Genomic DNA, 14,753 nt, shown 5'->3' on the forward strand with positions numbered 1-14,753 from the left:
CTTTACCTCGTGCCTTAAACAATACCATCTCACAGAGCAAAGGCTTCTTGACCGATAAGGCTACCCGACCAACATACTTGGCGCGGCTACTTGCTCTGGCATAGAGCGCTTTAAGTGAACATTGACGGCCAAAGGGATGAAGGCGATAAACACTCAATCCTCTAGCCCGACCGAGCCAGTACCAACCAAGTTGCTCCACCTTTCTAAACCAGGGATTACGAAACCCTGCATCGGTAACTATCAGCGGGGTGACGTTTGCAGGTAACACCCTATGAAGCTCATTGAGAAACTGATTATGAGCAGTTTGCGTTCCTTGCAGCGCTAAGGGAAATGTTCGCTCATAAAGGGTGATTGAACGCCCCTTAATGGCGATAGAGGCCCTCAGGGCAATGAGTTCGCGCCCTTCACGCATATCAGACCAATCCACCAAAACAATGGGCATGGTGTGCTGTGTCAGTAACCACTTAGCATGCCATTGGTAGACCGCTAGTCTCTCGTGATGAAGATGATGGTTGCCGAGCAACCTGTCGATACGCTTAATCGNACCTAAAGCGGTCAATGTAAGACGGTCTGAATCAATGAGAGCCCGGCAGGCAACCATGAGGGTATTTAGACGCTTTTGGTGAATTTCTGGGCAATGTTGATAGAGGGATTGATGTAAGATAGTTAATGCTTGCACCTTGGAAGTCCGTGATTGTTTTTTGTTTGCGCTTAATCAGATCACATTCCAAGGTGTAAGTTCACTCTAATTTCATGATTTATCTCAAAGTTATCAGGGGATTCCTCAGTGCTGAGCGCCAATATATTAGTTAATTTGTATGAAAAGCATTCCGCTTCTTCGGTGGCGATGGAGATGAATATACCCGCCCCCAAGGTAAGCCGCTGTCTGCAGCATGCCCGAATGATCTTTAACGATCCCTTGTTTATTCGTAAGAAGCATGGCCTGGAACCCAACGATTTTACCCGTCAACTCTACCCTCTGGTGAAGGCGCTGGTGCAATGTGGCGAGCAGCTGCATCAGTTGGAGATCTGTCACGATCAGGCCGCGAGCCAGATCATGGTGCTCTATGTCAGCGATCTCTTGATTGCCGAACTGCCCCAACGCCTGAGTGGCGCCATCAGCGAGGCACAGCTGCCTATTAGCTATGAGCTGCGTAGCGGCAGTGTGGATCTGGTAGAAGATCTGGCCCAGGGGCTTATCGATCTGGCAATTGTCAGCGAGTCTTCGGATAAGGCATTGCAAGATGATAGGCTCAGTGTCGAACCACTCAAACAGTTAACCCATCTGTATCTACTCTGCTCCCTCAAGCATCCCCTGCTGCAGCAGGAGATCAGTCTGGCCAATATCGCCAACTATCCCTACCTAAGCGCATTCGGCCAGTTTGATAAGCTGGCGCCGGATCCCTTCCAGCGTTACTGCGCCCAACACAGACTCAGCTGCCATCCTGCGCCTACCGAGATAGGAAGAGAGGGGCTGGCCTTTAATCAGCTTTATCGGTATCTGTCGGACGATAAGACGGTGAGCCTGTTGCCTTACAGTAGGGTGTATGAACATAGCGAGCTGCTACCCGGCCTGCATGTATGTTGCTTGTCGAGCATGGATACCAAGCGTCTGTATCAAGAGCAACCCTATCCCAGGCTCTATATGTTGAGCCGCGGCGGTTGCGGCGCTGCCCATCTCGACTGGCTAAAGCGGGAGATAACTCAGCTGATCAAGCAGAACGTGCACTAGCCAGCGCATTCGGCGCGGCCTGTAGCGGCTAGGTGCTCTTGGCGGTTAAACTTATCTCTGTGCTTGTCTAGGCTTGGTCCAAGGCCCGTGCAAGGGGGGCGCGCTTCGGGGTCACTCGAGCACAGTGGGCCTGCATCTCGAGTAATTTCTCCGTTAAAATCCTGCGCAGGCAGTTCACCAGCTCAGGCTTGATCCCCTTATGGCAGTGCAGATAGTAGCTCTGCGTCTCAAGGTCTGTGGTTTCTAACCAGATCTTAGAGATATCCAGGTAGTCCACGTCGTTGCGATTCTCGAAATAGCTCATAGACATGGCCGAGGAGAGCAGGGCGATATCCTCGCTGTGACTGACATGATCCACCAACATCCTCAGGCTCGGGCTCTTGAGGGCCACACGGATCTCTATCTGTCTGGCTCTTGCATACACCTCTATAGGATGAGGTTCCTGCTCCTGCAGGTGGGTGTTGACCAGGGCAATAGGGTAATCAAACATCTGCCGCAGCGGATCCTCGCTGTGAAGAATGGGATGATCCTGTCGGGCGACGATGAAGAAGTGGGTGATATCCCCCAGCTTAAAGTTGTTCACCATGGGGTGGTTGATCGGCTCGGTGGAGATGCTGCAGTCGACCTTGCCCTGACACAGGCGTTGATTGACCTTATCTGTCCAGGGTTGAATATTGATATTGACCCCACCCTCGATGCAGCTGCAGGTGTTGTGTACACAGTTCATCGCCATCAGTGACCACTGCTCATAGGTGGCGACGCTGAGCTGATAAGGTTCGGCGCCCTTGTCTATGGTGGCGGCCACTATCTTGTCGTATTGCTCTACTATTGTCTTGACCATGGGATAGATGGTCAGGGCGATCTGATTGGGTTCGAAGCCATATTGCTGGCGGATAAAGAGCTCGTCTTCCAGCACCTCCCGCAGGCAGGTAAGGCTGCGGCTTACCTTAGACTGAGTGGTACGTAATCGCTCGGCCACCGCACTGCCGCTCTTCAGCTCAACCAGTCCGATAAATACCTGCAGGGTATAGTAATCGAGTCGGCTCACTTTCTTTAGCATGACATATCCCTCTATCGGCAGGTTTCGATGGCGTTAACAGGCAAAAATCATAGATCTTATGCCTAAAAATTAACCAGTTGATGAAGGTTTCTTTTAGCACGGATTGGTTAAAAATTCTGCGGGTGACATCACAGTTAGCCGGCGGTAAGCCTTGCTGTAGAGCTTCATCAAAGTCTGCCGATACCGAGCTTTAGGGGGAGTAAGCCAAAGTTCCCCATGTGGCAGCCTTAACTGCCACATGGGGGGAAGAGTGACTATTGAGGCGTCGGCAGGCGGTTCTTCTGCTTCTGGTAGAAGTAGGCCACCGTCAACAAAATGATGCCTATGATGATGAAGGCGACCACCTTCTGCACCAGCACGAAGGAGGCCATGTCGATAAACAGCACCTTGAGACAGGCGAGACCAAACAAGATGCCGGCCAGTCGTACCAGGCTGGCCTGTCGAGGTCGCAGGCTGAGGAACATGAGCGCGCTGCCATGGCTCACCAGCAAGATACTGCTGACAGGCGCGGCTATCTGATCCCCCAGCTGATAGCTCCAGAGGAAATAGCTCACCGCCAGCAGGCTGTGCCAGCCCCATAACAGGGCGGGTTTTGGCAGCAATTTCCTGTGTGCCTGAACCCCCAGTCGCTTGCCCCTGAGATACCAGGCGAGCACCACCAATATGCCAAGCTCGCTGAGGCTAAACAGTAGGCTGCTGATATCCAGCCCCAGGGGGCGATCGCCATGCAATATGATGGGCGCCAGCGGCAGCGAGATGAGCGAGGCGTAGGCCAGGCCATAGCCGGGTCTTAGCGCCTCGGCGAAACGTCTGCCCAGGGCATTGTCTCGCTCAAGCAGCAAGGCAAAGTAGGTCGTTAACCCGAGGAACACCAGCGTCCATCCCGGGGCGATGAGCCCGGACAGGGTCTGTACGGCGACGGCGACTACCAAGGCAAAATAGAAGGGGCTCAACTGCCATGGGAAGCGTAGCAACAGACGCCAGCGGCGGTTGAGTCTTTGATAACGGATAAGCACAGTTCCCATCGCCAGAGCGCCCAGGACGAGGGCGACAAGCCCCTGCCATTGGTTGTCTAGGCAGCTCACGGCGGTGAACAGCATGGCCGTTGCACACAGCACTTGCGTCTCAATCACCAGACTCCTATGGCGCACGAACCTCGCGAGGCCGAGGGCCATGGCGCTGGCCAACCAGAGGTAGATGGGCAGCAGCGCCAGATAGCTGCGCAGCACCTTGGGCAGCAGGATGAGTGGCACGGCCAGGTAACAGATGAGCTGCAGATAGTAGGCCAGGCGCACCAGAGGCGACTGAGGTGTGTATCGCTTATACCAGTAGTAGGCCAGCAGCAGGCTGCTGAACAGTTCGATACGCGCCAGCTTGGCGTTGAGGGGCTGCTGGGCAAAGTTGACGCTGCCCGCCTCTAGCATGCCGAGCATGATGAGGCCGCCTAGCGGCAGTAGCCAGAACCAGGCCATGATCTCGGTAAAGCGCAGCTCGTTTCGCTTACCAAGATAGAGCAGCATCAGGGCGATCAGTGGCAGCCCATTGAGATAGAAGTCTGGGCTCAAGCAGTAGCCGATAAACAGCGCGGTGATCGCCAGCAGCTGACCAAAAACGCCCTGCAGGGCGCGGCGCAGGAGTCGCTCCGTCCCGGCAAGCCTATCCCCTAGGGTATCAATCAGGCGTATCGCCTGATAACAGGCGGCGCAGCTTAGTGTAAGGGTGAGAATGAGGATGAGGTTATCGCTCATTCCCGCGGCGCCACCCAGCTCGCGGTGACTCACTGCCAAGCTGTCGAACAGGGTCAGCAGGTTGCTGCCAAGGCCCATCGCCAACAGGATATAGGCCTCGGTGCGAATCGCGATAAAGTCATGTTTAGCGCCTAGCCAGAGCAGCAGTAGGGCTTCGATCAACAGCACCAGACCCAGCAGATCGGCGCTGATGAGGTAGAGCGCCGCCACCCCGGAAAACACCCCGGCCGCGGCCAGCATCAGCGGGGCTACAAGGTTATCGCGCCGTATCTTCCAATAGAGCAGGGCGCAGATAACGCCGTTGATCGCGAACAGCTCGCCGGCGTAAGAGGTAAACTCCCCCAGGGTATAGAGGGTAAAACAGAGCATGGCCACGGGCACCATGAGCAGGCGCGCACTGGGCTCCCGCTTGGCCTGCAACCAGAGGCTACCCAGGCCATAGAGATAGAAGAGGGCGTTGATGCCCGCCAGTGCCAGCATCTCCATGGGGCCGATGGGGGCTAGGGGCAGAAACAGGAAGAAGCTGAGCAGCTGGACGCAGGCGATATGCAGCAATGCCGTGATCTCGATAAGCATCGGCCAATTCAGCTTATGGCTCTGCACCAGGGAGCAGGCACCTATGATGAGCAGGTAAGGCAGATAGAGCAGCGGAGCCTGGCTGGCATCGAGCAGCATAAGCGGCGCCAGCGAGCCACCACACAGGGCGATGATGGCCACCACCTTGGTCTCCAACTTCATCGCCAGGCCGTAACCCAGCAGGGTATTAATCAGCATCAGCGAGAAGGCCGCGCTCTCCGGGATCAGCTCAAAATAGGGGCCGAGGAAATAGATACAGAGATAATTCAATATGACGCCAAGGCCCACTATGCCCGAGGCATAGTCCTCCATACCGGGCTTGGCCCGCCGGATAAAGAGGCCGCCAGCAATGACGGTATTGGCCGTTACCAGGCCGAGCAGTGCCTTACCCAGCTCGGAGAACCAGTGGTTGATGGAGTATTGCAGCAGGTAGCCAAAGCCCAGGGTCAGGGTGATGATGCCCGCCAGTGTCATCAGAAACACCGCGCCTTGTCCTTTGGCTTGATAGTGTTGATAGAAGGCCTTGGCCTGCTCGCCGAGGCCGCCGAAGGGGCCGAGTAGCAAATTAACCAGCTGTCCCAATGAGCCCTGCAGCTGAGCCGCCGAGTTGGCGAGCTGCTGGCTTATACCGGGAACGGCGGCCTTCTGTTTTGTGGTTCTGTTTGAGCGAATTGGAGCTTGAGCCTTAACTTGTTCCTGTGCCTGAGGAGCCTGATGCAGCCAGGCGTCGTGGCGATAGCTGGTATCGGCCTGCGGACTGAGTTCGCCTTGCTGGGATGACGCTATCTGCTCTAACTCTAGCTGCTCTAACTCTAGCTGCTCTGACGGTAACGGCTCTGATTGCGCCTGCGCTGCTTGCGAAGGCTCTGGCTGGAATTGCGCTGATGCTAAGTGAGTTTGCCCAGGCAGGGTTTGTTCAGGCTGAGTTTGTTCATGCAAGGCTTGTTCAGCATGAGTTTGCCGTGACAGGTGTTGGCTTGAGTGGCTTGGCGCCGATGTTGAATGCGCTGAAGTTGAGTGCGCAGATGTTGAATGCGTCTGATCAGAAGCCTCGGGCTGGTCGTAGCCCTCCAGGGCATTGACCCGCGCGTTCAGTTCGGCCAGCTGTTGGCCAAATTGCGTCAGCTGACGGGTGAGCGCCGCCTGATCCGATGCCTGTTGTGATTGCATCGTCTCCAGGGCCCGAGTGAGCTTGCTGACATCTTCCTTCAGTGTCATCGCCTTTCCTTTGGTCTTGCCAACTTATCCTAAGACTTATCATTGTACTTGTAGTTTAGGCACTTAGGGAAGTGGTTGATATTTGTGTGAATGCGGACGTTCACTTGTTTTCCAAACTCTGTTTGGATTAGCGTCGTGGGGGCTTCCCTCGTTGAGACGAATACGGCCTTCTGGCCGAAAAAAGTCGTGGGATTCCATCCCACACCCGGGCAAGGAGGACTGCTCGTCCTCGCCCTCCTTGCATCCACCCTGACGCCCCCGACGAAGTTGTTGATCCTCATGCTTCAATGAAAATCGCCTAACGACTCGGATGGGACTCCTGTCCCTCCGAGCCTTAGCCATCGTCCATGATGGCTATACGGCATTTTCATCTGCGCATTTCGGCAACTTTGATGGGGATTTATCGTTGCCACAACCGGCATTTGCAGCAAATAAGTAAAAGTTTACTCTGACCGGACCATTTGTGCTCATGCCACGATGATGAAGCACCAGATTGAGCGATCAATATCTAAAATGGGATCAAGTGCGCAAGGTCACATTTTTTTCTGTCAATAGGGCTTGGTGAACACTTACAATTACAGGACTACAACGATAAGCTCGCTTAAGCACGAGACCTACTGCTGCCTAAATTAATGAGCTGCGAATTAACTATTTAAATCAAGGAATGATGATGAACAGAGTACAAGCACAACAATTACTACAAACAGCTTTAGCAAATCCAACGGCTGAATTTCGTGATGGACAATGGGAAGCCATTGATGCACTCGTTAACCATCGTCAGAAGCTCTTGGTAGTCCAGCGAACTGGTTGGGGTAAAAGCTCGGTTTACTTTATCAGCACTAAAATATTTCGTGATCGCGGTATGGGGCCAACTATCATTGTTTCGCCCTTACTGGCTTTAATGCGCAACCAGAAAGAGTCTGCGCAGCGTTTGGGTATTATCGCTGAAACCATGAACTCCACCAATCAAAACGACTGGCAGGGGGTGACTCAACGTATTCTTAATAATCAGATTGATTGTTTATTAATATCACCAGAGCGATTAGCGAACGACAACTTTATTGAAACGGTGTTGCAACCGATTGCTGATCGTATCGCCTTGATGGTGATTGACGAAGCCCACTGTATATCGGATTGGGGTCACGATTTCCGCCCAGATTATAGGCGCATTGTTAATATTTTACGCCAGCTACCGGCCAACACCCCTGTTTTAGGTACTACAGCTACAGCAAATGATAGAGTCGTTGAAGATATACAAACGCAGCTTGGTGATATTCAAATTCACCGGGGGCCGTTAATACGAGAAAGTTTAGCATTGCAAGCAATGACACTCCCTGATCAAGCATCTCGTTTAGCATGGCTTGCACAAGTGATTCCAACCTTACCTGGCACTGGTATTGTTTATACCCTAACGGTGCGAGACGCAGAGCAAGTTGCTAATTGGCTATGTGAGAATGGTATAGATGCAAAAGCCTACCATGGCAGTGTGGAAGCGGAAGGGTTTGAAAATAGTAACTTGTATCGGCAACATCTTGAGGAGTTACTCTTACATAATGATTTGAAAGTGCTTGTTGCAACGACTGCTTTGGGTATGGGTTATGATAAGCCAGATCTAAGCTTTGTTATTCATTATCAAGCACCTGGCTCTATTGTTGCTTATTATCAACAAGTTGGGCGTGCAGGTCGTGGTATAGATCACGCGATAGGCGTGCTAATGTCGGGAGTGGAAGATCAAGATATTCATGAGTTTTTCCGAGAATCCGCTTTTCCTTCAGAGGCGCAAGTGAATGAGATTTTGCAGGTGCTGGAAAACAGCGATGGTTTATCGATTCGCAGTATTGAAGAGCAAACTAATTTGCGTCATGGTCAGATTGAAAAAGTACTGAAACTGCTGAGCGTGGAAAACCCGGCTCCTGTCATCAAAGACGGCAGCCGCTGGGTCAGAACACCCGTACGCTACCAGATGGATCACGCTCGGATTGCCCATTTAACTGGTCAGCGTGTTCAGGAATGGCAAGAGGTTAAGGCATACCTCGCAGATACTGATTGTAAGATGACCTTCCTTCGCCGAGCGCTGGACGATCTTGATCCAACGCCCTGTGGTAAGTGCGCAACTTGTATAGGAACCCCGGTAATTCACCAGAATATTGATCCAACTTTGGCGCATAGTGCAGGAACCTTCCTTAGGCACGCAGAAATGGTTATTCATCCTAGAAAGCAAATCGCACCTTCTAATGCAGAGACCATTCGTGCTTTCCCCACTTACCAATTTCCACGTTTACTCGGTGCATTGGCGTCACAGCCTGGGCGAGTACTTTCGAGATGGGGTGATGCAGGCTGGGGACGCACGGTTGCAGATAATAAACACAACGGTAAATTTTCAGACGAACTTGTTGGTGCCATGGCTGAAATGATTCTAGAACGCTGGCAGTCCAATCCTCCGCCTGAGTGGGTCTGCTGTGTGCCTTCGCGCAACCACCCAGAACTTGTACCAGATTTTGCTCGTAGGCTAGCGGTTCGTTTAGGCCTACCTTTTGTTGATGCTGTCAGTAAGGTGCAAAATAATCAACAGCAGAAGAGCCAGCAAAATAGCTTCCATCAATGTCGTAATTTGGATGGGGCATTTGCTGTCAATCAAGATATCCCAACTACTCCAGTGTTACTTGTTGATGACATAGTAGATTCTGGGTGGACGCTGACCGTTATATCAGCATTATTACAACAAGCAGGTAGCGGCGTAGTGTATCCCGTGGCACTTGCTTCCTCTTCGGTGAAAGACTCATGAATTTATCGCCAACGGCTCAAGCAACATTACTACTTACTTGTTATTTTTCTAAAGCGAGTAACGAAAATGCTAAACCCCTTACCAATGCTGAATGGGGTCGATTTGCTTTATGGCTTAAAGAAAAGTCCATTACTCCGGCTGATCTGTTGGTGCAAGATCCTGCGCCATTACTACAAGGTTGGTTTGACTCTCGAATTAGTGCAGAGCGCATAATTGAGCTGTTAAATCGAGGCCACAGCTTGGCTCTTGCAATGGAAAAATGGCAGCGTGCAGGTTTATGGGTCGTTACCCGTTCTGATCCTGAATACCCGAGAAGACTTAAACAACGTCTGAAGACTGATTCTCCACCTGTCCTATTTGGTGGCGGTAATAAAGATTTATTAAATGCGGGTGGCTTGGCAGTTATCGGTTCGCGCAATGCGAGTAATAGTGACTTAGCATTCACCGATGAAGTTGGTGCAAAAGCAGCCTTTGAGAATATTGCTATTGTATCAGGTGGGGCTCGTGGTGTTGATGAAACCGCTATGTTGGGCGCCATTCGAAGTGGCGGCGCTGTTATAGGCGTTATGGCGGATAGTCTTCTAAAAGCAGCTACAAGCAGTAAATGGCGAAAAGGTTTAATGGACGGTCACACTGTGTTGGTATCGCCTTTTTACCCAGAAGCAGGGTTTAGTGCTGGCAATGCCATGGCAAGAAACAAATATATCTATTGCTTGGCTGATAGCTCCTTGGTTATACACTCAGGCAAAAAAGGCGGCACACTAAATGGAGCTGAAGAAAATTTAAAAAAAGCATGGGTGCCACTTTGGGTAAAACAAACTGACGACAAAGATGCTGCAAATGCTGATTTGGTTGGTAAAGGTGGCCATTGGTTAGAAGAATATGGTAGTAACTTTGCCGTCGCAGATTTATTTAATATTGCAAGTAGGCATGTAGAGCAAGCTTCTTTAGAACAGGCGGATCTCTTTTCTATGCCAGAGCAACCTGGCTTGCTTGATGAGCCAGAAATCAAGGCTCCAATAGAGCAAGTTCAACTTGAAGCTGAGCATACTTCAGAAGAAAAAGTGCTCGAAGCAGAAGAGCAAGGCAATTCTTCAAATGTAACGATTTCTGATAGTTCAGAGTCCAAAGCTGGTCCTATTGGTTTTTATCAATTATTCATTGAAGAGCTTAATAGGTTGGCTCAAGAACCAATAAAGCTAGAAGATTTGATAGAGCAAACCAAGCTTCACAAGTCACAACTTACAGATTGGTTGAAGCGAGCTGAAGATGAAGGAGCTGTGAAAAAACTGAATCACCCTGTACGTTACAAAATCGAGAACAACAAATAGAAGGTTTTTTTCATGGGCATGACAGAAGAAATGTTAGTTCAGGAAGTCACTGCGGATTATTTGCTCAATGAATTGTATTGGGACGAATCAGTTTATGGCATGTATGGAAAACTTGGTAAAGAAGGTGACTTAGTGGAAAAGTCGGGTCAGAGTTAAGTTTGTTCTAGTTAGTGAGGTTGCTGGTAGAAGTTACAACTAGTCCCCATCGAAGTTGCCGGAGTGGGTTGCAGAAAATCACGTGATTGAGGCATGGATGCCGAGATAGCCTCAGGTGAGCCATGGATGGCGAATATGAGGCGATAGGGATTTTCAAAAAGACACGAAGGAGTACAACTTCGCCGGGGCGTCAGGGTGGATGCAAGGAGGGCGAGGACGAGCAGTCCTCCTTGCCCGGGTGTGGGATGGAATCCCACGACTTTCACCTCCAAACGGAGTTTGGAAAATCAGTATTCGGCCGTAAGGCCGCACTCTTGACGCCTGCCATCCCAAACGAAGTTTGGATAAACCGTCAACATGACGTTAGTCATCAAAACGTTATTTAAACCATTGTTAACTGACAATGGTGACATGAATCGTTAGAATAACCCCCAGATTATTCCTATCCAGAGCCAACCCCATGCATGTACATATCTTAGGGATCTGCGGCACCTTTATGGGTGGTCTCGCACTCCTTGCTCGCGCTAACGGTCACAAGGTCACGGGCAGCGATGCCAACGTCTATCCACCCATGAGCACTCAGCTCGAAGAGCAGGGGATAGAACTGATTCAGGGTTTCGACCCTAGCCAGCTGGGGCAAAACGAGGACGATGCGCCGGATCTGGTGGTGATAGGTAATGCCATGAGTCGCGGCAATCCCTGTGTCGAGGCTGTGCTCAACCGTGGCCTGAGATACACCTCCGGGCCACAGTTTCTGGCCGAGCATATTTTGACCAATCGCTGGGTGCTGGCGGTGTCGGGCACCCATGGCAAGACATCGACCTCTAGCATGCTGGCGTGGATCTTAGAAGATTGCGGCTATGCGCCAGGCTTCTTGATCGGCGGCGTGCCGCAAAATTTCGGTGTGTCAGCGCGGTTGGGGGATTCCCCCTTCTTCGTGGTGGAGGCGGACGAGTATGACAGCGCCTTCTTCGATAAGCGCTCCAAGTTTGTTCACTATCAGCCGCGTACTCTGGTGATTAACAACCTAGAGTTCGACCACGCCGATATCTTCGATGATTTAAAAGCGATCCAGCGTCAGTTTAATCACGTAATACGTACGGTACCGGGTCAGGGCAAGGTGATCTGGCCATCCGCCAGCGACGCGGTGCGTGAGGTGATCGATATGGGCTGCTGGAGCGAGCAGGAGACCTATAACCTGATGGCGGGCAGCCCAGGCTGGTATAGCGAGCTGCTGAGCGAGGATGGCCACAGCTTCGAGCTCTTCTTCGATGGTGAGTCCCAGGGCGTGCTCGACTGGTCACTCATCGGTCAGCACAACGTGGAAAACGCCACTATGGCGATCGCCGCGGCGCGTCATGTGGGCGTCAAGCCTGCGGCGGCTATCGAGGCGCTGAGTCGTTTCGCGCCGCCAAAGCGGCGCATGGAGCTTATCGGCACTGTCAGTGATATCGCCGTGTATGACGACTTTGCTCACCACCCGACGGCGATTGCCACCACGCTACAGGGCTGCCGCGCCAAGGTGGGTGAAGGTCGCATCATAGTTGTGCTGGAGCCTCGCTCTAACACCATGAAACGCGGCGTGCACAAGGATACCCTGGCGGGGTCCATGGCGCTGGCCGATGCAGCCTACCTGTATCAGGCGGACAACATCGACTGGGACGTGGAAGCGGCGATGGCCAAGGCCGAGTTGCCTGTGACTGTGCTATACCAGATAGATGAGCTGGTCGAGACCGTGGCCGCGGCGGCGAGGCCCGGCGACACCATAATCGTGATGAGCAACGGCGGCTTCGGTGGCCTACACGGCAAGTTGCTGCACAAGCTGGAACAGAACAAGGCATGAGTCTAGCCAGTCGGGCTTAGACTCGGGTCTTCAACGAAGAGAGAGATATGAATTATCCCAAGCGGGCCAAGGCGATCAGCCTGGCCTGGACCGGCGCCAGCGGGGCGCCATATGGACTTAAGTTATTGCAGTGTCTGCTGATGGCGGATTATCAGGTGTTTCTGATGATCTCCAGCGCGGCGCGTGTGGTGCTGGCTACCGAACACGGCTTGCAGCTCAGTGCTAACGGCGACAAGGCTAAGGAGCAACTGCTGGCGCTGTTTGCCGAGCAGGGGCTAAAGCCAACAGGTGAATTGCATGTGCTGGGCAAGGAGGAGTGGTTCTCGCCACCAGCCTCTGGCTCGGCGGCGCCCAAACAGATGGTGATCTGCCCCTGTAGCACGGGCACCCTGGCGGCGGTGGCCACCGGCATGAGCAATAGCCTGCTAGAGCGCGCCGCCGATGTGGTGCTCAAGGAGCGTGGCCAGCTGATCTTAGTACCCAGAGAAACCCCCTTTAGCAGCATACACTTAGAGCATATGCTGTCACTTTCGCGCCTGGGAGCCACCATAATGCCGGCGGCGCCGGGCTTTTATCATGATCCCAAATCGATTGAAGATCTGGTAGACTTCATGGTCGCTCGGATTTTAGACCATCTGGGTGTCGACCACGGGTTAACCAAGCGTTGGGGCTATGATAAGCACAGTGCCGACAACCGCGACAATTAACACAAATTTGAGAAGAGTATGAAACACACTACCGAAGTGATGATCTCGGCAGATGAGATTGAACAACAACTGGATATCCTGGCAGCGCAGATCAATGCCCATTACGCCAATAGCGAACGCCTGCTAATGGTTGGCCTGCTGAAGGGGTCAGTGGTCTTTATGGCCGACCTCTGCCGCCGCATCAAGGGCCACGTTGAGATCGATTTCATGTCGGTATCCAGCTACGGCAACGCCATGACCAGTTCGCGCGACGTGAAGATCCTAAAGGATGTGCAGTCGGATATCGAAGGCCGTGACGTGTTGATCGTCGAAGACCTGATCGATTCGGGTAATACCCTGAACAAGGTGCGCGAGATGCTACTGCTGCGCGAACCTAAGAGCCTGGCCCTCTGCACCTTGCTGGACAAGCCAGAGCGCCGCGAGGTGGATGTACCGGTAGACTTTATCGGTTTCACCATCCCCGATGAGTTTATCGTCGGCTATGGTATCGACTATGCCGAGCAGTATCGTAACCTGCCTTACATAGCGAAAGTCGTACCCTTAGATTAATCGCGCCTTAGTTAAGATCTTAAACTCCTGCTTTGTGCGGGAGTTTTTGTTTTTTCATATCAATAGCAATACCAATTTCAAGATCAGGATAACGGAAGTCACTAATGACCAAAGAGCCATATGCTTTAGTTATCGACTCGCTCAGAAAAACCTACAAGGGCGGCGTCGAAGCGGTAAAAGGGATCAGCCTTAAGGTCGAGGCGGGGGATTTCTTTGCCCTGCTGGGCCCCAACGGCGCCGGCAAGTCCACCACGATCGGGGTGATCTGCTCCCTGGTGCAGAAGAGTTCCGGCAAGGTGAAGGTGTTCGAACACGATATCGACACCCAGCTGGAGCTGGCCAAGATGTCCATCGGCCTGGTGCCCCAGGAGTTCAACTTCAATCAGTTTGAGACGGTGCAGCAGATAGTGGTCAACCAGGCCGGCTATTTCGGTGTCTCCCGTGAGGTGGCCTTCGAGCGCGCCAAGAAGTACCTGAGCCAGCTCGACCTGTGGGACAAGCGCAACAGCCCGTCTCGCGCCCTCTCGGGCGGCATGAAGCGCCGTCTGATGATTGCCCGCGCCCTGATGCACGAACCTAAGCTGCTGATACTGGATGAGCCTACCGCCGGGGTGGATATCGAGCTCAGACGTTCAATGTGGACCTTCCTGACGGATCTTAACCGCCAGGGGGTGACCATCATACTGACCACCCACTACCTGGAAGAGGCCGAGATGCTGTGCCGTAACATAGGCATCATAGACAAGGGCGAGCTGGTGGAGTGCACCAGCATGAAATCCTTGCTCAGCCGCCTCAACATGGAGACCTTCGTGTTCGACCTCAAGGCCGATATCAACGAGGCGCCGACCCTCGACGGAATTAGTTGTCGCCTGACCGACCCACACACATTAGAGGTGGATGTGGAGAAGGCCCATAGCATCAACAGCGTGTTCGCCCAGCTTACCGAGCAGGGGATAGAGGTGTTGTCTATGCGTAACAAGGCTAACCGATTGGAGGAGCTGTTTGTGGAGCTGGTGGAACAAGGTAAGGGAGGTGCTAAGGCATGAGC

Annotated in this window: 11 protein-coding genes; 8 read left to right on the top strand and 3 right to left on the bottom strand. The window is 52.5% G+C overall.

Annotated elements, in window-relative coordinates; genetic code table 11:
* Positions 1–679 (bottom strand): IS4 family transposase (locus tag L1D47_RS06350; RefSeq protein WP_239883178.1); only part of this gene is annotated, 679 nt, incomplete at its 3' end.
* 108 nt (positions 680–787) lie between these two features.
* Here L1D47_RS06350 and L1D47_RS06355 point away from each other — a divergent pair.
* A complete protein-coding gene (locus tag L1D47_RS06355) occupies positions 788–1,732 on the top strand; it encodes a LysR family transcriptional regulator (RefSeq protein WP_345778757.1) in 945 nt (314 codons plus the stop codon).
* 67 nt (positions 1,733–1,799) lie between these two features.
* Here the strand turns inward: L1D47_RS06355 and L1D47_RS06360 are convergent, their stop codons facing one another.
* Positions 1,800–2,792 carry a LysR family transcriptional regulator gene (locus L1D47_RS06360; RefSeq protein ID WP_239883191.1) on the bottom strand — a complete coding sequence of 331 codons (993 nt, stop codon included), beginning with the start codon at positions 2,790–2,792 and terminating at the stop codon, positions 1,800–1,802.
* Between the two features lie 254 nt (positions 2,793–3,046).
* A complete protein-coding gene (locus L1D47_RS06365) occupies positions 3,047–6,334 on the bottom strand; it encodes a DUF2339 domain-containing protein (protein ID WP_239883193.1) in 3,288 nt (1,095 codons plus the stop codon).
* Positions 6,335–7,004: 670 nt separating this feature from the next.
* Here L1D47_RS06365 and L1D47_RS06370 point away from each other — a divergent pair.
* The 7 genes from L1D47_RS06370 to L1D47_RS06400 all read left to right on the top strand — a co-directional run bounded on the left by L1D47_RS06370 (position 7,005) and on the right by L1D47_RS06400 (position 14,751).
* Entirely contained in the window at positions 7,005–9,119 is a 2,115-nt protein-coding gene (locus tag L1D47_RS06370; protein WP_239883195.1) for a RecQ family ATP-dependent DNA helicase, read from the top strand.
* Positions 9,116–10,450: a DNA-processing protein DprA gene (locus tag L1D47_RS06375; RefSeq protein WP_239883197.1), complete on the top strand. Its 1,335-nt coding sequence runs from the start codon at positions 9,116–9,118 to the stop codon at positions 10,448–10,450. The genes L1D47_RS06370 and L1D47_RS06375 overlap by 4 nt, the downstream gene beginning before the upstream one ends.
* Before the next feature lie 12 nt (positions 10,451–10,462).
* Positions 10,463–10,606, top strand: a complete 144-nt coding sequence (locus L1D47_RS06380) for a hypothetical protein (protein WP_239883199.1) — start codon at positions 10,463–10,465, stop codon at positions 10,604–10,606.
* Between the two features lie 460 nt (positions 10,607–11,066).
* Positions 11,067–12,449: a UDP-N-acetylmuramate:L-alanyl-gamma-D-glutamyl-meso-diaminopimelate ligase gene (gene mpl / locus L1D47_RS06385; RefSeq protein ID WP_239883201.1), complete on the top strand. Its 1,383-nt coding sequence runs from the start codon at positions 11,067–11,069 to the stop codon at positions 12,447–12,449.
* Positions 12,450–12,496: 47 nt separating this feature from the next.
* Entirely contained in the window at positions 12,497–13,156 is a 660-nt protein-coding gene (locus L1D47_RS06390) for a flavin prenyltransferase UbiX (protein ID WP_041510085.1), read from the top strand.
* A gap of 18 nt (positions 13,157–13,174) precedes the next feature.
* Positions 13,175–13,705, top strand: coding sequence for a hypoxanthine phosphoribosyltransferase (gene hpt / locus L1D47_RS06395; RefSeq protein WP_011866938.1), 531 nt, complete (start codon positions 13,175–13,177; stop codon positions 13,703–13,705).
* 104 nt (positions 13,706–13,809) lie between these two features.
* Positions 13,810–14,751 (top strand): ABC transporter ATP-binding protein, encoded by a 942-nt coding sequence (locus L1D47_RS06400; protein WP_239849623.1) that lies wholly within the window; start codon positions 13,810–13,812, stop codon positions 14,749–14,751.
* Positions 14,752–14,753 lie beyond the last annotated feature (2 nt).

Origin of the sequence: Shewanella sp. Isolate7 (assembly GCF_022398425.1) — a bacterium.
In the GTDB taxonomy this organism is placed as follows: Bacteria; Pseudomonadota; Gammaproteobacteria; order Enterobacterales; family Shewanellaceae; genus Shewanella.

Coding starts and splice junctions, on each gene's coding strand:
- L1D47_RS06360 (WP_239883191.1), bottom strand. CDS start 2,792: ATGCTAAAGAAAGTGAGCCGACTCGATTACTATACCCTGCAGGTATTT.
- L1D47_RS06365 (WP_239883193.1), bottom strand. CDS start 6,334: ATGACACTGAAGGAAGATGTCAGCAAGCTCACTCGGGCCCTGGAGACG.
- L1D47_RS06370 (WP_239883195.1), top strand. CDS start 7,005: ATGAACAGAGTACAAGCACAACAATTACTACAAACAGCTTTAGCAAAT.
- L1D47_RS06375 (WP_239883197.1), top strand. CDS start 9,116: ATGAATTTATCGCCAACGGCTCAAGCAACATTACTACTTACTTGTTAT.
- L1D47_RS06380 (WP_239883199.1), top strand. CDS start 10,463: ATGGGCATGACAGAAGAAATGTTAGTTCAGGAAGTCACTGCGGATTAT.
- mpl (WP_239883201.1), top strand. CDS start 11,067: ATGCATGTACATATCTTAGGGATCTGCGGCACCTTTATGGGTGGTCTC.
- L1D47_RS06390 (WP_041510085.1), top strand. CDS start 12,497: ATGAATTATCCCAAGCGGGCCAAGGCGATCAGCCTGGCCTGGACCGGC.
- hpt (WP_011866938.1), top strand. CDS start 13,175: ATGAAACACACTACCGAAGTGATGATCTCGGCAGATGAGATTGAACAA.
- L1D47_RS06400 (WP_239849623.1), top strand. CDS start 13,810: ATGACCAAAGAGCCATATGCTTTAGTTATCGACTCGCTCAGAAAAACC.